Below are 17,560 nucleotides of genomic sequence, written 5' to 3'. Positions count from 1 at the left end.
CGAACCCCGAACCCCGATCCCCCGACAAGGAGATCCCGACATGACCATGGTGTCCTGCGGCAGCGGCCACTTCTACAACGACGAGGAGCACACGAGCTGCCCCTTCTGCGGGGTAGCCCTGGACTTGGGTGCAACTCGGCCGCTGGCGGGTTCGTCCGGCGACGTCCGGTCGGTGGCCGACGGGCGGACGCGCGCGGTCGGCACCGGTGCGCCTGTTGCGCTGGATCGCGACCCGGGCGCGACGCGGCATGTCTGGGCCAAGCGGATGGGCGGGGTCGATCCCGTGGTCGGCTGGCTGGTGTGTGTGGAGGGTCCGGAGCGCGGCCGGGATTATCGTCTGCACACCGAGCGCAACTTCATCGGCCGCGCCCCGACCATGGATGTCGCCATCTCCGGGGACGCGACCGTGAGCCGCGAGAATCACGCGGTCGTCAGCTTCAACCCCAAGCGGCAGACCTTTCGCTTGGCCCCCGGCGACAGTCGCGGTCTGGTCTATCTCAACGACGAGGAGGTGACGCTTGCCGTCGAGCTAAACCCCTATGATCGGATCGAGATCGGCGAGTCGACGCTGCTCTTCGTGCCCTTTTGCGGCGAATCCTTCAGTTGGCCGGTCGAGGCCAAGCCATGAGGGCTGCAGGCGTTCGCGCCGGATCCTGGTGCCACCGTGCGCTCTTAACCCTGATCCTCCTCGCTGGACTGGCGGCGGCGGTTGCGCAGGCCGCCGCGCCGACAAGTCTGCGGATCGTCCAGGCGCTGGCCGAGGGCACCAATCTGACCGCCTATGTGGCGGCGCGCGACGCGCAGGATCAGCCGGTCTCGGGCGATGGGATCGGGGCGCTGCATGCCACGCTCGGCGCGCAGGTGGCGGAGGTGGTCGCGACCACGCCCTTCGCGCAGACCGGCGAGGGGGTGCTCTATGTCTTTCTGGTCGACATCTCGGCATCGCTGGATGCGGCGCAGTTCGGGCGCGTCAAGACCGCGCTGCGCGACTGGGTCGCGGCGCTCGGGGCGCAGGATCAGGCCGCGATCCTGACCTTCGGCACGCGGGTCCAGACCCAAGTGCCGCCGACCGCCGACCGGATCCTGTTGGGCTCTACGCTCGATGCCCTCGCCGCGACGGACCCGCGCACCGCGTTGCATGAGGCGCTGGCGCAGGGTTTGGCCCTGGGTCGGCAGCGCGGGGAAGGGCTGCCGACGCGCCGTGCCCTGGTGATCCTGAGCGATGGGCTGGATGACGCGCCCGGCGGCATGACGGTGGAGGAGGTCGAGGCGCATCTCGCCGAGAACCCGGTGCCCATTTATGCCATCGGATTCAGCCGCGTGCGCGATGCGGCGCAGCGCGAACGGGGGCTCTCTACCCTGGGGCGCCTGGCCCGGCGCTCCGGGGGCCTATTCGTCGATGCCAGCTCCGGAGATCCCGGCGCGGCCTATGCGGCGATGCGCGAGACCATCCGTGCCGTGGATCGGGTCCAACTGCGCTGCCCGACCTGCACCGCTGACGGCAACCGCTATCGCCTGCAGATCGCGCTGGACGCAGGGGGTCTGACCCTGACTGACGGCGTGGATGTGCGGCTCTATCCGGTGACCGTCGAGAACGCTCCGAATGCCGGGACCGGCACGCCGGGTACGCCGGGCGATTCGGGGAACGGCAACCTGCCGATTGCACCGACACCGACCGTCGCGCAGGGAGGGCCGTCCGACGGCGTCGAGGCGCCCGCAGCGGACGGTCTGCTCCAGTCACTGCGTTCAATCGTGCCCTGGTGGGTCGGCGCCCTGGCGGCTGGCGGCTGGCGTGCTGGCGATCCTCCTCGGTTTGCTGGTCCGGCGGCGTCGTCGCCGATCGAAGGAACAGGTCGAAGACACCATCCCCGACGATCCGGGCGATCCGGTCGGGGTTCTCGCGCCTGAGCCGCTGATCCTGGATCCGTCGACCCCGGACCAGCCCAACCGGGAGCAGCCCATCCCGGAGTCGCCCCGTCCCCCGCAGGTCGAAGGCCCGGCGCTGGTCCTGACCTTCAAGACCGGCACGCGCCGCGGCGAGAGGGTCCGGCTGGTCCTCGCGCCATCGGCGCTCATCGGCCGCGGCGGCGGCTGTGCTCTGGCCCTGCGGGATGACGACGAGGTCTCGGCGCAGCATGCGCGGCTGACCGCTCAGGCGGGTCGGATCCTGTTGGCGGACATCGGCTCGACCAACGGAACCCTGCTCAATGGCGTCCCGCTGAGCGCGCCCACGCCGTTGCGGGACGGCGATGTCGTGCGGATCGGACAGACCGAGCTGCATGTCGGAGGGATCGGGACATGGTGAATCGAGAGCTGTCGGGCGATGCACCGACGGTGCGCCTAGCCGAGGGCGAGGCGGACATCGCTGCGGTGTTGCCATCCGCTGAGATCCGCCCGGACAGGCCGCTCGGGCTGCGACCCGGGAATGCCCAATGGATTGGCGCGCGGCCCGAGCAGCAGGACGCCTTTGCCTTCGACGGTTGCGCGGTCGCCGGCGCGAATCCGGCGGGCACCGTGCTGGTGGTGCTGGCCGACGGCATGGGCGGTCTGCAAGCCGGACGCGAGGCCAGCCGCATCGCGGTGTCGACCTTCCGCGCCAGCGTCGCCGCACAGCCGGCCGATGTGCCGGTGGCCGAGGCGTTGGATGTGGCCCTGCGTGCGGCCAACCAGTCTGTGCATGCGCTGGCCCTGGCGACCGCCGGCGAGGGCGAGGTCGGCACGACCCTGGTGGCGGCGGCGGTGCGCGAGTCCCGACTCTTTTGGGTCAGCGTCGGCGACAGCCGGCTCTATCTCTACAGCGCCGCCAACCGATCGCTCACCCGCTGCACGGAAGATCACAATTTTGCCCGTGAGCTTCAGGAGCAGGTCAACGCCGGGGAGTTGGCAGCGGATGCGGTGACGGACCATCCGGATCGCGACGCGCTGACCAGCTTCCTGGGTCTGGCTGAGATTCCGTTGGTGGACTTCAGCCGTCGCCCGCTGGCGCTGCAACCGGGCGACCGGCTGCTGTTGTGCAGCGACGGCGTGGATGGGGTCTTGACCCTGGATGAGCTGGCGGCCCCGCTGGCGGGCGATCCGCAAGCCGCCGCGGATGCCTTGATTGCGGAACTGCGCGCGCGCCAGCTTGCGTATCAGGACAACGCGACGGTCGCGGTGCTGGCCTGCGAGAGCGGCGCAACGCCCTTACCGGCTGCGGAACCGCCGCTGCCCCGGCGACGCCGTTGGACGCCGGTCATCGCCATCGGCATCGCGGTTGTCGTCGCCGTGGGTGCCTTGGCTTGGCTTGGTCCGGCGTGGTGGTCGGATCGCGCGGATTCGATTCAGCCAGCGGAGACGACGCCACCTCCAGCGGCCGACGGGGATGCCGTCGGCCCCCAGCCGGACACCAGCGTCCCGGCAGCGGCGATCAGCCCATCGCCGGAGTCGCTTCCGGACGCGGCTCGCGGGGACAGCGTGCCGCCCCAGGTTCCGGAGCAACCGCCGGAGCCAGATGCCCCGCGCCCCGTCACGCCGCCGGTCGCCGTGCCCCCGGAGCCGACGTGAGCGCGCCGGAGCAGCGGTTCTCGATTGGTCGGGAGCGTGACTGCGATCTGCCGCTGGCGGACGCCTCGGTGAGCGGGCGACATGCCGAGCTGACCGTCCTGGACAACGGCAAGCTCCTGTTGACCGACTGTCGGAGCACCAACGGCACCTTCCTGGTCGGAACCGACGGGGAGGCCCGGCGGATTCACCAGAGTCTGATCTCGCCGCTGGATCGGGTGCGTTTCGGCGCGGTGACCTTCGAGGTCAAGACGCTCATCGAAGCCCTGCGCCTGAAGTCTGCCATGCCGGAAACGCCTGCGCTCGGCGATGCGACACCGCTCGCCCGAGGACGCCGTCTGATCCGCTGCGTCTGCGGGTGTGTCAAACCCGCCGATGGCGCCTGTCCGGAATGCGGCCGATGAGCCGTTTGCCTCGGGCCCTTTGGGAGCAGCCGCGGCCAGCCGTCATCCTGCCGCTCGCGCTGCTGCTCGGCATGCTCTTCATTGCACTGCTCACGATTCTCTTGCCCGCCGGCAGCCCGGCCGCGGTCCTGTGGCTCGACCATCATGCCGTCACGCCGCCGGGGTATCCCTTTCGCTATCCCTTCACGATCCAGAATCTCACGCACCTGATCCTCTTCATGGGTCTCGGCGAGATCTTCTGCCGCTGGCGCATCGCGGTGCGCGAGCAGGCGATGCTCGGCGAGGGCCTGCCGCCGCAAGCCTACGAGGTGGTTCTGCAATCACATGATCTTCCGCCCCTGCGCGCGCGGGTGGCCCAACGCCACGACGGGGAGCATGGTTTCCTGCCGGGGCTGATCGATCTGTGCATCCTCCAGTTTCAGGCCAGCCGGTCGGTCGATCAGACCGTCAGTGTACTCAACAGCAGTCTGGACCTTCTGTCGCATCGGGTGGACCTGCGTTACACCCTGCTGCGCTATCTGGTCTGGGTGATTCCCACCGTCGGCTTCATCGGGACCGTGATCGGGATCACGCTGGCCTTGTCGATGATCGATCCGAGCGCGGCGGCCCAACCACTCGGGGAGATCGCCCGTGCCCTGGGCGTGAGCTTCTACACGACCCTGGTCGCTCTGGTTGAAAGCAGCCTTCTGGTCCTGCTGCTGCACCTGGTGCAGGCCCGGGAAGAGCGTGCGGTCAATCAGGCGGGTCATTACACGCTCGTGAACCTGATCAATCGGTTGTATGCGGGGCGGTCGACCTGACTGGACGTGAGGTTCCCCCGCAGCATCCTGTCCCCGAGAATGGTTCGCGACGGGATGGAGCGGTTCAAAATGAAATCTCTCACGGAGACGCGGAGACACGGAGCGCATGCAGGACAGATCTCGGATTCTCCGTGCACTCCGCGTCTCCGTGAGAGCTATGTCGAGTTGGAACCAGTGTGCCGACGTTAACTGATAAGTGGCAATGCCTTGGCGTGCGCCGCTTATCCGAGCATCTCAGTTGCGATAGACTGAGCTGAAGCCCGCGCCGTCGGGCTTGACGCGACAACCCGACCCACGCCGACGACCTACGACGAGCCCGCCATGCCCCGTCCGATCCGCGCCCGCATTCATCTGGATGCGGTCCGTCACAACTACCGTCAAGCCAAAGCCCTGGCGCCGGGCGCGCGGGCGCTTGCGGTGGTCAAGGCCAACGCCTACGGGCACGGCGCGGTGGCGGTTGCGCGTGCCCTTGCCGAGGAGGCCGACGGTTTCGCGGTCGCCTATGTCGAGGAGGGGCTTGAGCTGCGCGAGTCGGGAATCCGCGCGCCAATCCTGCTGCTGGACGGGGTCTTCTCGCCCGAGGAAATGACGATCCTGGATCGGGCCGAGCTAACCCCCGTGATCCACAGCCGTCTGCAATTGGACTGGCTGCTCGATGCCCGGCCCGAGCGCCCGCTCGACTGCTGGCTGAAGATGGATTCCGGGATGCACCGGATGGGGTTTGCGCCGGAGGACTTTGCCGCGGCCTACGCGGAGCTTGCCGATTGTCCGCATGTGCGGAGCCTGGTCCTGATGTCGCACTTCGCCCGCGCCGACGAGCCGGATCATCACTACACCGAGCAGCAGATGCGTGTCTTCGCGCAGGCGACCGCAGCGATGCGCGCGCCCCGCAGCCTCTCGAACTCGGCGGCCGTGCTCGCTTGGCCGCGCGCGCATGGCGACTGGACCCGTCCGGGGATCATGCTCTACGGCGCCTCGCCGCTGGGCGACGAGCACCTCTCGGCCGACATACTTAGACCGGTGATGACCTTGGAGTCTGCACTCATCTCGGTGCGGGATCTCGACGCCGGCGAGCCGGTCGGCTACGGCGGACGCTTCGTCTGCGAGCGTCCGACCCGTGTGGGGGTCGCCGCGGTCGGCTATGCGGACGGCTATCCGCGTCATGCCCCGGACGGGACACCGGTCGCGGTCAAGGGCCGCATGACCCGCATCGTCGGCCGAGTGTCCATGGATCTCGTGACCCTTGACCTGACCGAGATCGTCGATGCCGCGATCGGCGATCCGGTCGAGCTCTGGGGGGCGCAGGTCTCGGCCAACGCCGTCGCCGAGGCGAGCGGGACCATTGCCTATCAACTCTTCACCAACATCAACAGACGCGTCCCTTTGATCTACGAAGATGGCTAGCGCCAGACGGGAGCCGCCGGGCGTGTCTTCGGCCCCAGTGTCCAAGTCGTCCGAACATGGTCGAACGATCACGATAAGGGCAACTTCGACAGGTCGACAGGTAGGTTGGGCAAAGCGCAGCGTGCCCAACTGATCCCCGTGATGACGGCGCGGGTTGGGCACGCTACGCTTTGCCCAACCTACGGGTGGTGGCGCTTACGCATCTGTAAGCTTTGTTTCTGAACCGTTACTTGCGACCTATCAGCTCGCTCCAAGCACCCTGGTTCCAGCTTGAGATGCCTCTCACGAAGACGCGGAGGGCACGGAGAATCCGAGATCGTACCTGCGTGCGCTCCGTGTCTCCGTGGCTCCGTGAGGCATTGCGGAAGCCGATCGGTGCCGAGCGAACCTGTCTTGAGGGTCTCGAGGGTCTTGCCAGCCGACCGGAAGAACCGCATAATTCGCGCCGCTCTTGCATGGATCCGCTGCGATAGGATCATGAGAGTACGTGTTTGGCCACAGAGGCTTGCTTTTGTATGGACAGTTGGAGTCGACAGCAGACAGGCGTGAAGGTCAGTCATGACCCGGCGCGCGCGTCGCACCAGCGTCTCTCGGACGAGCCCTCCAACACGGTCATCTGACCCGTCACTTGGCTCGACCGGACGTGCGGCAACCTCGCCGGCACGGATGGAAGAGCATCCATCGGATCCAAAGCCAAGCCGAGAATCCAAGCGGTTCCCGCCCGAGACGGCGGACCAGGATCGATCCCGGCATTCCGCTGCAAGCGGTTTTTGGATCTCGCCAGCCGTTCCGGCTCGCCGCTCTCCTGCGCTGTTCTACTTGAGATTCCAGCATCCAACTGGGTGCCGGCGGTTGCCGCCGGTTTTGGTTGTCCTGAATGCGCGCGTTGAGCCGCTTGATGGTCGACGTTCGCCTTTTCAGGCTCAATGGTCCTCGGAGTGCGCCTTGCGGCGTCGAGGAGAATCCGGTGATGGAGTTGATGATTAACACCTTGAATCCTAACGAGCAGGTCAAAGCCCCCATGGCGTCCGAATCGCGTTCCGAGGAGTCTGCGGAGCAGGATGCCGTGACGGTGCGTCGCGCCTGTGGTCGTGGCGAGTACGACGCGGCGCGTCTGCGGTTTCTGCGCTTGCGCGAGCCTTCCCAGGTTCGCCTCCTGGAGGATATCCCGCGCTCGGAGGCGGTGCGTCTCGCCGGCGGGCTCTCGTCCTACACGGTGGCACGTCTGTGCGAGCGGGTGCCCAAGAATTTGCGTCGGGCAATCGTGCAGGCGCTGCCCGAGGGCAAACGGCACGGGGTGTCGGTCATCCTCGACTATCGTCGGCGCATCTAAACCGCGCCCGCCGCGGTATGCGATGTTTTTGGATGGGATCGGCCGCGGCAGACTCGACGATTGTTCGAGTCGGCGCGGTTTAAATAAAACGGGTAATCCCCCGGCTTTGCCGGGGTGACAGTAGCAGTTTGACATTTCCGGGAGTCCATCGGGGACACTCCGCAGCGTGAGCCGCCAAGCACACGCTTGTGGAGAGTCCCGATGGACGATTTCGAGAGCCTAAGTCACTCCAAATGGGAGTGCAAATATCATGTTGTTTTCATCCCGAAATATCGCCGCCGCGTGCTCTATGGGCAACTGCGGTCACACCTCGGGGAAGTCTTTCACCGGTTAGCCCGGCAAAAGGAAAGCCGGATCGAAGAGGGGCATCTGATGTCGGATCATGTTCACATGCTCATTTCGATTCCGCCGAAGTATGCCGTGTGCCAGGTGATCGGCTTCATCAAGGGCAAAAGCGCGATCCATCTGGCGCGCGTCTACGGCGAGCGCCAGCGCAACTTTACGGGGCAGCACTTCTGGGCTCGGGGATACTTTGTCTCGACCGTCGGTCGGGATGAAGCGACGATCCGAGAGTACATCCAGCACCAAGAGAGCGAAGACCAGCGCCTGGATCAGCTCAAACTGTGGCGCTGATTTGCCGCCTTTAGGCGGCCCAAGAACCGTGGGGCCGCGTTAGCGACCCCTTTGCCGCTTTGAGCGGCTCACGAATTCAAAGCCCCCGGCTTTGCCGGGGGATGGTTACTCGCGTCGCCACAAAGGTCGGAAAAATTCTTGAGTCCGACACAACATGATCTTGAGTCCGACACAACATGATAACGACGCATGTTGCTCTGGACGCGGTTGAATATGAATCGATTTGTCCCCGGCCAACGTTGGTTAAGCGAGACCCAAGGGGAGCTCGGTCTCGGCTTGGTGGTTGCCGTCGACGGTCGTCGTGTCGAGATCGCCTATCGGGCGACCGGCGAGGAGCGCATCTATGCGCTGCCGGATCCGCCCTTGGTGCGTCTGGAGCTGACGGCGGGCGAGCCTGTGCGCGATCGAAAGGGTCTGGATCTGACGATCCTCTCGGTCGCGAGCGACGCGGGCGTCATGACGTATCATTGCGAGGATCTCCAGGGCGCTGTTGTCGTGCTCCCCGAGTCCGAGCTGGACGACCGGCTCAGGTTCAACCGGCCGCATCAGCGTCTCATGTCCGGGCGGCTCGACCCGGATCACTGGTTCGATCTGCGCTGGCGGACCTGGCTGCAGGGGATGCGGGAGGCCGACTCCCCGGTGCGGGGTCTGGTCGGCGCCCGGGTCGGGCTGATCCCGCATCAGCTCGAGATCGCCGCCGAGGTGGCACGACGCGACGCCCCGCGCGTGCTCTTGGCCGACGAGGTCGGGCTCGGCAAGACCATCGAGGCCGGGCTGATCCTGCATCGGATGCTCCTGACCGGGCGTGCGCAACGGGTGCTCGTGATCACGCCGGAGCCCTTGCTCCACCAATGGCTGGTCGAGATGCGGCGCCGCTTCAACCTGCGTTTCGCGCTCTTCGATCATGAGCGCTTCGAGTCCATCTCCGAGCCCAATCCCTTTCTCGCCGATCAGCAGGTGCTTTGCAGCCTCGACTGGATCATTCGGTCGGCCGCGGGAAAACGGGCGCTCGTCGAGGGTCAGTGGGATCTGCTCGTGGTCGACGAGGCACATCACCTGGATTGGTCGGAAGCCGCCGCCAGCCCCGAATACCGCCTGGTCGCCGACCTGGCCGAGCGCACCCCGGGCGTGCTGCTGCTCACGGCGACACCCGAGCAGTTGGGCCGTGCGGGTCATTTCGGCCGGCTGCGCCTTCTGGATCCGCAGCGTTTCCGGGACTACGCGTCCTTCCTCGCCGAGGAGGCGGGCTATGCGCCCGTCGCGGCGGCCGCCGCGCGCCTGCTTGAGGGTCGGGCGCTCAAGGATGCGGATCGGGCCCTGATCGCTTCGCTCTTGGGCGATCTGGAGGGGCTGGATGCTGAAACCATCCTCCAGCGTCTGCTCGACCGCCACGGCACCGGGCGGGTCATGTTCCGCAATACGCGTGCGGCCATCCCCGGTTTTCCGGGGCGCGATCTGCTGCCCTATCCCCTGCCTGAGCCCGAGGCCTATCGGGCGCTCGCGAGCGACGCGGCCGCGCGGCTCGCACCCGAGCGCGCGCTCGGGCCCGCTTGGTCGGAGATCGACCCGCGCGTCGACTGGCTCATCGATCTGCTGCGACGGCTCCGCCCCGAGAAGCTGCTGCTCATCTGCACCGCGGCCGACACGGTCCTGGATCTGCGGGAGGTGCTGCTGCGTCGTGCCGGCATCCACGCGGCCGTCTTCCACGAGGAGATGGAGATCCGCGAGCGCGACCGGGCAGCGGCCTATTTCGCGTCGGCCGATGACGGGACCCAGATTCTGCTCTGCTCCGAGATCGGCAGCGAGGGGCGCAACTTCCAGTTCGCCCATCATCTGGTGCTGTTCGACCTGCCGCTGGATCCGGACCTGCTCGAGCAGCGCATCGGGCGGCTCGATCGGATCGGGCAGACCCGGCGGGTGCAGATCCATGTCCCCTATCTCGCCGGCGCTCCGGGCGAAGTCCTGTTCAGGTGGTATGCCGAGGGGCTGCACGCCTTCTCGGCCATCTGTCCCGCCGCGCCGGCCGTCTACGCGCGGCTGTGTGAGGACCTGATGGCGGCGCTCGCGGATCCGCAAGGCACCGACGCCCTGATCGCGGAGGCCCGAGTGCTGAGTGCACGCCTCAATGCCGAGCTGGCCGCGGGGCGCGATCGTCTCCTTGAGCTGCACTCCCACCGTCCCGAGCGCTCCGCGGAATTGGTCGAGGCCATCGAGCAGGCCGATGCCGACGAGGACTTGGCCGACTATCTCAAACGCTTCTGGGACGGTTTCGGTGTCGAGCACGAGCCGGCGCCGAGTCAGGCGTTGGTGGTGCGCCCGGGGGCGCACATGCTCCAGGAGACCTTCCCCGAGCTGCCCGAGGAGGGTCTGACCCTGACCTTCGACCGGGCGACCGCACTCTCGCACGAGCACTGGGAATTCATGACCCGCGAGCACCCGATGGTGCGTGCGGCGATGGAGCTTCTGAGCGCCTCCGATCTGGGCACCTCGGCCCTGACGATCGTCCGCGACGCGCGTTTCAAACGCGCCAGCCTGCTGCTCGAGGCACTCTATGTCGTCGAGTGCCAGGCCCCGGCCCATCTGGAGGCAGGGCGCTTCCTGCCGCCGACCCTGCTGCGCCTCCTGATCGACGAGTCCGGCGCGGATCTGGCCGAGACCATCTCGCACGAGGACCTGCAGGGCCATTGTCTGAACCACAACCACAAGCTTGCCCGCACCCTGCTGGAGTCGCGGGGCGAACGGCTGGTGTCGATGATCGAAACCGGCGAGCAATTGGCGCGCGCCGCCGTGGTCGACCTGCGTCGGGAGGCGGCCGCGCGGATGCAGCGCCTCCTCGGCGAGGAGCTGGATCGTCTAGGCGCCCTGGCGCGGGTCAACCCGAATGTGCGCCCGGACGAGATCAGCGCGCTGGAGGACCGACGCGACCAGCTCGGCCAGGCGTTGGCGAAGACACACCTGAGGCTGGATGCGCTACGTCTCGTCGTGACCGGTTGAACCGCTTGAACCGCGACCGGCACCACATGCCTGTTCAGCGCATGGCCGCGGGGGTACGACTCGTACAAACGCCGGAGTCGACGCGGTTCAAGAATTTAAAAGATTATTTCTCTTCAATTTTTCTGAATCGCGTCCGGGGAGGATCTCTCGTGCATCAACGGTCGTTGCCATACGACGAACCGCTCTTGATCGCTCGGGACGCGATTCAGAAGCCCAAGCCGATGCCGCCGCCGATCCCCCCGAAGCCGCCGCTGCCGAATCCAATGCCGAGGTAGGGCGTCAGGCGTGGTGTCCATCCGCGTTGATCGTCTGCGGCATCGTCGGGCCAGAGGCGGACCACGGAGTCTTCCAGGACGGGGAAACGGTAGCTGGCCTCGCCGACCTGACCGTCGCGCACCTCTGCGATACGGCCGGTGAACGTGATGCGACGGCCCGCGCGATAGTCCGAGGGCTCCAAAAAGCCCGATTGGCGGGCGATGAACCGACCGACGGGTTGGCCGCTCGTCGTCGGTTTCCCGCAGCGATCGAGGCGGTAGCCGATCGTCTCGATCTCGGTCTCTCGGGCGAGGTTACGGGTGGCCGCGATCACGCCTCCCCAGGTCACGACCGCGCCTTCGCCTTGTCCGATGGAGACGACACTCTCGGGCGTCAGACCAGTGGCGCCGACCGGTGTCAGGCAGCCTTGTTGGCTTGCACAGCCGGTGAGGAGCGCGAGCCCGAGCAGGAGTCCCGCGGGCCCCCATCTTGTCGGCCCGCCGCCGTTGCCCGGCGCGAACATGCGTCTCGGCGGCCCGGATCCCGTCGGCCAGGCCGGGCTTGATCGTTGTTCTCTACTCATCTGTGCATCACCTTAATACCAGGGTCCGTACCAAGGACCATACCAGGGTCCGATCCATGGCCCATACCAAGGACGATACCAGGGATAGTCGTACGGCCAAGGGGAGACGTCGGGTGGCGGGTTCGGCCAGAGGTACCAGACATCGCCCGTGACCACCGGATAGGGGTAGGGGTAGTCGCCGACGTCGCGCGTTTCCATCCGGGCCAGCGGCCCGACCACCGTCAAGCGGCGTTGTTTCGGATACTCCGCCGGATCCTTGAAGCCGGGCAGCTCGACGATGAAGCGGCCCAAGCCGCCGGCGGTGTCGTCGGGCTCGCCGCTGCTGTTTAGCGGTCTGGCGAGGATCTCGATCCGAGTCGTCTCCCGTGCGTTGTGCACGTCCAGAATGCTTCCCCCCCAACGCACGCGTTGTCCGATGAAGAGCTCTGGCCGTTGCTGGACCTCGGTCACGGCGGGCGAGGGCAGCGCCGGGTCACGGATTGCCTCGGGCACGCGCCCGGTGGCGCACCCGCCGAGCAAGAGCAGGGCGACGACCGTGATCCGCAGCGAGCGGATTCGGGTCGTCCTGGCGCACGCCGAAACGCGGTCGACCATCCGATCCGAAACCGGATCGGTGGCGCCGGCGGCGTTACGGATGGCTGTGCTTGCCGGAGCCGGAGCGGCGCTCACGGTAGGCCTCGAGCTCGTCGGCGGAGAGTAGCCGTGCCTCTTCCTCCAACATCACCGGGATATCGTCGCGAATCGGATAGGCGAGCTGCGCCGAGATCGAGATCAGCTCTCCGCGGGCCTTGTCGAAGATCAGTGGACCCTTGGTGACGGGGCAGACGAGGATGTCGAGCAGTTGTTTGTCCAGCATGATGGATCTCCGCAAGGCTGTGATGAAGAGGCGCGTTCCGCAATGCAGGTTCGGACGCCCCGCTAACCCGGCAGAGCCGGAACCAAGAAACCTGGTCGAAGGCCCTGCTCGTTGTCGCTGCAGTTGTCGTGGTCGTTGTCGTTGTCGTAATCGTAATTGGATTCCGGACGACCCCGACCCCGACCCCGACAACGACCACGACAACGACCACGAAAAATTCTACGACGGGTTTGTTCAAGATTCGCGGCGTCAGGGACTACTGGATCTGCGCGGGACTGTCCCGGTCGCGTGTCGGTCCGGACCCGCACGGCTGCCCTAAGGTCGATTCCCGATTCTACCGCCCCGGAAGGAGACACAACCAGCGGTGGTTGTCCGCGATGCGTTGAAAAGCCGACGGCGTCACTGCATTTTCCCAAGACCAAAGCGTGTCGCCGAACGCAGCGGCCTGCCGGCGGGTCCCTATGTCGGCCGATCTGCCGCGTGTTGATCCGCCCCGGTCGTCCCTCAGCCCGAGATCCTATGCATCCTTCAGACACAACCCCCGTCGGGCCCAAGCGCGAGCGCATCCTCGGCGCGTTGATCGCCCCGGTGTCCGTAGCCATCATTGCGGTCTGCCTGGTGGCGGCCGGACTTCTGAAGCTCGAATCCGCCACTCGGGGTCTTTCGATCGTCCAGGTGCACGAGGCCGGTGTGCCCATGACCCTGTATCGCCCCGCAGGCGACGCGCCTGCCCCGGTCGTGGTCATCGCGCACGGGTTCGCGGGGTCTCGTCAGATGATGCAGGCGTATGCGGTCACCTTGGCACGCAACGGCTATATCGCAGTCACCTTCGATTTTCCGGGGCATGGGCGTAATTCCACGCCGTTTGTTGCCGACTTGGAGGATCAGGCGACACGATTGCGCGTCCTGACGGATGCGCTCGTGCCGGCGGTGGCCCTGGGCTTGCGGCAGCCCGGTGCGGACGGCCGACTTGCGCTGCTCGGGCACTCGATGGCGGGCGATGTCCTGGTGCGCTTTGCCGAGTCCGGGGAGGCCCCGGTCGCGGCCTCCGTGCTCGTCTCACCCTATCTCTCGGATGACACGAACACCGCGTCCCTGCGCAACCTGCTCTTTGTCTATGGCGCCTTGGAGCCCAAGATGCTCCACGGGCAAGGGCGCGCGGCCATCGCCGAGGTGACCGGAGGCGAGGTCCAGGCGGGACAGACCTACGGAGACCCGAACGACGGCAGTGCGCGGCGTCTGGCGCTCGCGCCCGGTGTCGAGCACATCGGGGTGCTTTATGTAGAGAGCGCTCTCGGCGAGTCGCTGGTTTGGCTCGATCAGACGTTCGATCGCACCGGCAGCGGCTTTGTCGATCGCCGCGGCCCCGGTCTTGGGCTCCTTTTTCTCGGTATCCTTGCCCTCGCTTGGCCCTTGTCCCACCTCCTGCCGCGGGTCGCCGACCGGCCCCGGGGCGCGGGTCTAAGCTGGCGGCGGTTGTTGCCGGTTGCCATCGCGCCGGCTGTGCTGACGCCGCTCATCCTCTGGCGCGTCCCGAGCGATTTCCTCTCGATCATGCTCGGGGACTATCTGGCGCTGCACTTTGCCGTCTACGGCGTCCTGACTGCCATCAGCGTGTGGGTCATGCGTCATGAGGTACCGGCTCGGCAGGGTCCGGTGAGCCGATCGGCGCTGGCGATCGCGATCCTCGCCGCCTCGGTCTATGCGACATTCGCCTTTGCCGTGCCGACGGATCGGTTCGTGACGGCCCTGCTTCCGGGCATGGAGCGCCTGCATCTGGTCCTCGCGATCCTTGCCGGAACACTCGTCTATTGTCTCGCCGACGAGTGGGCGACCCGTGGCCCCGGTGCAGCTCGGGGCGGATACTGGTTGACCAAGCTCCTCTTCCTGATCTCGCTGCTCGCTGCGGTGGCTTTGAACCTGAACGAGCTGTTCTTCTTGGTTATCATTGTGCCGGCGATACTGGTGCTGTTCTTGATCTACGGCCTCCTGAGCGGTTGGGTTTACCGCCGCACCCGTCACCCGGCGGTCGCTGCCGTTGCGAATGCGATCGCATTCGCTTGCGCCGTCGCGGTCACCTTTCCGCTCGTCGCGGTTTGATGACCCCAATAACCCTATTTATGCCAAGGATACGGATCGTGCCTCCGGGCAGCGGCCCGAAATTTTTTGATCCTGCGCAGGCTACTTTTGGATTGTGCTTTCGCGTAAACTACCGATAGCGCTAAGGTTTACTGGAGCTGCGACATCGAATGCAGCCTGTACTCTGGGTCACCACAAAAAACCCGGCCGACCGGCCGAAACGTCTCGAACCACCAAGTCTATTACCTATCGACCGGAGGAGCTTTACCATGGTCGCATTTGCCCAACTACACGAGCAAAACCACAAGATTACGGAGCTCTCGAACGTGTTTCTCTATTTAGTTCGAGATCGCGCCATGTGCGATACGGATGTCACCTGCGACGTCTTCTTTGATCTGACCAATCGTGTCAAGGAGCACATGGAGCTTGTGGATCGGGAGATCTGCAGTCAGCTCATCTCCAATCCGGATCAAAAGGTTAAGAATACCGCAAATCGTTTTCTCTCCGGCTCGACCGAGATCAAACGCATCTTCAATGCCTATGTGAAGCAGTGGTGCTCGCAGAAGCGTCGCTCCCTGACCATCGACGATCATCCGTCGTTTTTGCAGGATACGGAGCAGATGTTTGCGCTGGTGATGGACCGAATTCAGCGCGAGACGGAGCATCTCTATCCGCTGATCCGTAAGCTTGAGGGTGCGGAGAAGCAGGTGGCGTAGCGGGGGTTATGCTAAGGTCTGCGGGCTGCGTCCGGCTTGGCCTCGCTCGTAAGACCGGCCACCCAAAACATCAGTCGCTCGTGACACCCGCTTTGCGGTGTCACGCATGCCCCGTGGCGCTCTGCGCCACGTGCCATGATGGCCGGGGTTACGTGCAAGGCCTCCGGCTTCGCTCGTAGCCGGCGCTAAGCCCGCGGATGTCCCGAGGCAGGCAGGGTAGACAAGATTTGAGGAGTAATGCTGCTCTCGGCTAACGCTGCCGCAATGACGCAATCCAATCCTTTTGAGCCTCGCGCCGCCGGCGCTGCTCGAGTGCCGATCGAATCTTCGCCCGGGCCTGCTCGAAGTCCACCGATCTTGCCGGCTCGATTCGCTCGCAGAGCAGCAGATGAAAGCCGAGGTCGGACTCCAAGGGTCCGCTCACGTCCCCCGCGTGCAACCTGTAGAGGCATTTATCCAACTGCGGGAAGAGTTGGCCGGGTCTCACGAGTCCGAGGTTGCCATCCTCCGTCGCCGTAGGGCACTCGGAATGCCGACGGGCCAGCTCGCCGAACCGCTCGACATCGCCCTTCAGGTCGGCCGCAATCCGTTCGATCCGCGCGAGCACCGCATCACGCGCGTTCTCCGGATAATCGTCGTTGACGGTAATGAGGATGTGGCGCGCAGCTCGGCGCTCCGGGGTCTGGAAACGTTCGCGATGCAGCTCGTAGAAGAGCCGCTCCTCGATCTCCGTAATCGGCTCGGCATAGCTGCCAACCCGCTGCATGACGGCGTCGAAGGTCAGCTCGCGTTGGAGTGCGCGGCGCATGACGTCCTCGCCTAGACCGTTGCGCGCCATGTCCTCCTCGAAGGCGTCGGTGTCGGGATAACGGCCCCGCAGCTCCTGCAGTGCGTCCTCGATCCGCTGTTCGGGCACCACTGCATCCAGCGCCTCGCACGAGGAAAGCACTAGGCTTTCAAGCGCAAAGGTTCGGTGTGCCTGGCTTTCGAGCTCGGCCATCCGCTGCGCATCCAAGCCGACCAGATCGCATTGAAACCGCTCGATCGCCGCGCGCAGCAGGTGATAGCGATACTCGTCGTTCATCGACGCGACCTGCGCGACCGGAGGTTGACGAAGGGATGTCGTGGTCACTGCGCTTCGGCCTCCCGCTCGGGCGTTTCAGTTATAACTCCCTCGGTGCGGGCGGACTCCATCAACGCAGATTCGGGCACCTGCAGCGTTGGCCTATCCGCGAAATGAACCTCGTAGACGACTCCGGCCGGATGATCTCGCAGCACACGCATCACCTCGCCGATCTCGCCGGCCTCGACCAAGACCTTGCCCTGAATGCCGAGCGGCACGCGGCTGGCGACCTTCTCGCGTGCCTCGAAGCGGCTCGGCGTCCAGGGTGCCGCGGCGGCTTGAAGCTCCTCCTCGCGGCAGCCCACGACCAGGTCGTGTTCCAGGAAATGCACCGAGTAGATGATCTGGTCTTGGAGAAAGGTCCCGATGTCGCGGACGAAACCGGTGCTGCCGCGTCGGATCAAGAGGGTTCCGGTCGGGCGCCCCGGAAAGGTGCCGTCGTTGCGCACGTTGCGTACGACGCGCACCTCGTCGCCATATTCAAAGCCGGGCCGCATTGGGCATCTGCTCGGTCAGATCACTGAGCGCGACCCGCACGCTTTTGGGCTCGTTCATTCGAAAGACGCGGAAGACCTTCTCGGTCGCGGCATCCGAGACCACGAAATCGCGATAGGCCGACTCGAGGAGATCTGCATACAGGGCCCGGCGGGCAATCCCCGAATCGGGCATCTCGTCGACCTGCTCCAGATAATCGTGAAAGCGCTGAAGGATATGCAGGCGATTGACATGGACGACGGACGGATCGAAGTCGATCTCGAAATAGGTTAGAAAGTCTTCGGCGCTGGAAAGCTCCTCGAGGTCGAGATCGAATTCATTGTCGGTCATGATCATCTCCTTCAT

18 protein-coding genes are annotated in these 17,560 nt (G+C 65.7%); 12 read left to right on the top strand and 6 right to left on the bottom strand.

What is annotated here, in order from left to right; all coding sequences use genetic code 11:
* The 10 genes from AADX97_RS25470 to rapA form a co-directional block, all read left to right on the top strand.
* On the top strand, positions 1 to 628 hold a 628-nt coding region (locus tag AADX97_RS25470; RefSeq protein WP_374239334.1), incomplete at its 5' end, for an FHA domain-containing protein.
* Positions 625 to 1,908 carry a VWA domain-containing protein gene (locus AADX97_RS25465; RefSeq protein ID WP_374237425.1) on the top strand — a complete coding sequence of 428 codons (1,284 nt, stop codon included), beginning with the start codon at positions 625 to 627 and terminating at the stop codon, positions 1,906 to 1,908. The genes AADX97_RS25470 and AADX97_RS25465, both read left to right, overlap by 4 nt.
* Positions 1,793 to 2,305 carry an FHA domain-containing protein gene (locus AADX97_RS25460; protein ID WP_374237424.1) on the top strand — a complete coding sequence of 171 codons (513 nt, stop codon included), beginning with the start codon at positions 1,793 to 1,795 and terminating at the stop codon, positions 2,303 to 2,305. The genes AADX97_RS25465 and AADX97_RS25460 overlap by 116 nt, the downstream gene beginning before the upstream one ends.
* Complete coding sequence (locus AADX97_RS25455; RefSeq protein ID WP_374237423.1) at positions 2,299 to 3,543, top strand: PP2C family serine/threonine-protein phosphatase; 1,245 nt, start codon at positions 2,299 to 2,301, stop codon at positions 3,541 to 3,543. Before AADX97_RS25460 ends, AADX97_RS25455 begins: the two co-directional genes overlap by 7 nt.
* Positions 3,540 to 3,944 carry an FHA domain-containing protein gene (locus tag AADX97_RS25450; protein WP_374237422.1) on the top strand — a complete coding sequence of 135 codons (405 nt, stop codon included), beginning with the start codon at positions 3,540 to 3,542 and terminating at the stop codon, positions 3,942 to 3,944. The genes AADX97_RS25455 and AADX97_RS25450 overlap by 4 nt, the downstream gene beginning before the upstream one ends.
* Positions 3,941 to 4,744: a MotA/TolQ/ExbB proton channel family protein gene (locus AADX97_RS25445; protein WP_374237421.1), complete on the top strand. Its 804-nt coding sequence runs from the start codon at positions 3,941 to 3,943 to the stop codon at positions 4,742 to 4,744. Before AADX97_RS25450 ends, AADX97_RS25445 begins: the two co-directional genes overlap by 4 nt.
* A gap of 321 nt (positions 4,745 to 5,065) precedes the next feature.
* Positions 5,066 to 6,148 (top strand): alanine racemase, encoded by a 1,083-nt coding sequence (gene alr, locus AADX97_RS25440; protein WP_374237420.1) that lies wholly within the window; start codon positions 5,066 to 5,068, stop codon positions 6,146 to 6,148.
* 970 nt (positions 6,149 to 7,118) lie between these two features.
* On the top strand, positions 7,119 to 7,481 hold the full coding sequence (locus tag AADX97_RS25435) for a magnesium transporter MgtE N-terminal domain-containing protein (RefSeq protein WP_374237418.1): 363 nt from the start codon (positions 7,119 to 7,121) through the stop codon (positions 7,479 to 7,481).
* A gap of 201 nt (positions 7,482 to 7,682) precedes the next feature.
* Positions 7,683 to 8,114 carry an IS200/IS605 family transposase gene (tnpA, locus tag AADX97_RS25430; RefSeq protein ID WP_374234571.1) on the top strand — a complete coding sequence of 144 codons (432 nt, stop codon included), beginning with the start codon at positions 7,683 to 7,685 and terminating at the stop codon, positions 8,112 to 8,114.
* A gap of 213 nt (positions 8,115 to 8,327) precedes the next feature.
* Entirely contained in the window at positions 8,328 to 11,108 is a 2,781-nt protein-coding gene (rapA, locus tag AADX97_RS25425) for an RNA polymerase-associated protein RapA (RefSeq protein WP_374237027.1), read from the top strand.
* A 205-nt stretch (positions 11,109 to 11,313) separates the two neighbouring features.
* Here the strand turns inward: rapA and AADX97_RS25420 are convergent, their stop codons facing one another.
* From AADX97_RS25420 to AADX97_RS25410, 3 genes are read right to left on the bottom strand one after another with little or no spacing between them, the layout of a single operon-like run.
* A complete protein-coding gene (locus AADX97_RS25420; RefSeq protein WP_374237026.1) occupies positions 11,314 to 11,946 on the bottom strand; it encodes a Slp family lipoprotein in 633 nt (210 codons plus the stop codon).
* Between the two features lie 12 nt (positions 11,947 to 11,958).
* Positions 11,959 to 12,540 carry a Slp family lipoprotein gene (locus AADX97_RS25415; protein ID WP_374237025.1) on the bottom strand — a complete coding sequence of 194 codons (582 nt, stop codon included), beginning with the start codon at positions 12,538 to 12,540 and terminating at the stop codon, positions 11,959 to 11,961.
* Between the two features lie 34 nt (positions 12,541 to 12,574).
* A complete protein-coding gene (locus AADX97_RS25410; protein ID WP_374237029.1) occupies positions 12,575 to 12,799 on the bottom strand; it encodes a Trm112 family protein in 225 nt (74 codons plus the stop codon).
* A 522-nt stretch (positions 12,800 to 13,321) separates the two neighbouring features.
* On the opposite strand from AADX97_RS25410, the gene AADX97_RS25405 reads away from it, so the two are divergent.
* On the top strand, positions 13,322 to 14,902 hold the full coding sequence (locus AADX97_RS25405; RefSeq protein WP_374237024.1) for an alpha/beta hydrolase: 1,581 nt from the start codon (positions 13,322 to 13,324) through the stop codon (positions 14,900 to 14,902).
* 248 nt (positions 14,903 to 15,150) lie between these two features.
* Positions 15,151 to 15,597 carry a hypothetical protein gene (locus AADX97_RS25400; RefSeq protein WP_374237028.1) on the top strand — a complete coding sequence of 149 codons (447 nt, stop codon included), beginning with the start codon at positions 15,151 to 15,153 and terminating at the stop codon, positions 15,595 to 15,597.
* A 250-nt stretch (positions 15,598 to 15,847) separates the two neighbouring features.
* Here AADX97_RS25400 and nifM read toward each other — a convergent pair whose 3' ends face one another.
* From nifM to nifW, 3 genes are read right to left on the bottom strand one after another with little or no spacing between them, the layout of a single operon-like run.
* Positions 15,848 to 16,729, bottom strand: a complete 882-nt coding sequence (nifM, locus tag AADX97_RS25395) for a nitrogen fixation protein NifM (RefSeq protein ID WP_374237023.1) — start codon at positions 16,727 to 16,729, stop codon at positions 15,848 to 15,850.
* Positions 16,726 to 17,217, bottom strand: a complete 492-nt coding sequence (locus AADX97_RS25390; protein ID WP_374237022.1) for a nitrogen fixation protein NifZ — start codon at positions 17,215 to 17,217, stop codon at positions 16,726 to 16,728. Before AADX97_RS25390 ends, nifM begins: the two co-directional genes overlap by 4 nt.
* Positions 17,201 to 17,545, bottom strand: coding sequence for a nitrogenase-stabilizing/protective protein NifW (nifW, locus tag AADX97_RS25385; protein ID WP_374237021.1), 345 nt, complete (start codon positions 17,543 to 17,545; stop codon positions 17,201 to 17,203). The genes AADX97_RS25390 and nifW overlap by 17 nt, the downstream gene beginning before the upstream one ends.
* Positions 17,546 to 17,560 lie beyond the last annotated feature (15 nt).

It is taken from the genome of Thiocapsa sp. C2-2m (genome assembly GCF_041903745.1).
GTDB lineage: Bacteria > Pseudomonadota > Gammaproteobacteria > Chromatiales > Chromatiaceae > Thiocapsa > Thiocapsa roseilacustris.
Note: the sequence above shows the minus strand (reverse complement) of the source record. Positions and strands in the feature narration are given on the sequence as shown.

Bases quoted from the DNA above. Each gene is read 5' to 3' on its own strand.
- AADX97_RS25465 (WP_374237425.1), top strand. From the start codon at position 625: ATGAGGGCTGCAGGCGTTCGCGCCGGATCCTGGTGCCACCGTGCGCTC.
- AADX97_RS25455 (WP_374237423.1), top strand. From the start codon at position 2,299: ATGGTGAATCGAGAGCTGTCGGGCGATGCACCGACGGTGCGCCTAGCC.
- AADX97_RS25445 (WP_374237421.1), top strand. From the start codon at position 3,941: ATGAGCCGTTTGCCTCGGGCCCTTTGGGAGCAGCCGCGGCCAGCCGTC.
- alr (WP_374237420.1), top strand. From the start codon at position 5,066: ATGCCCCGTCCGATCCGCGCCCGCATTCATCTGGATGCGGTCCGTCAC.
- AADX97_RS25435 (WP_374237418.1), top strand. From the start codon at position 7,119: ATGGAGTTGATGATTAACACCTTGAATCCTAACGAGCAGGTCAAAGCC.
- tnpA (WP_374234571.1), top strand. From the start codon at position 7,683: ATGGACGATTTCGAGAGCCTAAGTCACTCCAAATGGGAGTGCAAATAT.
- rapA (WP_374237027.1), top strand. From the start codon at position 8,328: ATGAATCGATTTGTCCCCGGCCAACGTTGGTTAAGCGAGACCCAAGGG.
- AADX97_RS25420 (WP_374237026.1), bottom strand. From the start codon at position 11,946: ATGAGTAGAGAACAACGATCAAGCCCGGCCTGGCCGACGGGATCCGGG.
- AADX97_RS25415 (WP_374237025.1), bottom strand. From the start codon at position 12,540: ATGGTCGACCGCGTTTCGGCGTGCGCCAGGACGACCCGAATCCGCTCG.
- AADX97_RS25405 (WP_374237024.1), top strand. From the start codon at position 13,322: ATGCATCCTTCAGACACAACCCCCGTCGGGCCCAAGCGCGAGCGCATC.
- AADX97_RS25400 (WP_374237028.1), top strand. From the start codon at position 15,151: ATGGTCGCATTTGCCCAACTACACGAGCAAAACCACAAGATTACGGAG.
- AADX97_RS25390 (WP_374237022.1), bottom strand. From the start codon at position 17,217: ATGCGGCCCGGCTTTGAATATGGCGACGAGGTGCGCGTCGTACGCAAC.
- nifW (WP_374237021.1), bottom strand. From the start codon at position 17,545: ATGACCGACAATGAATTCGATCTCGACCTCGAGGAGCTTTCCAGCGCC.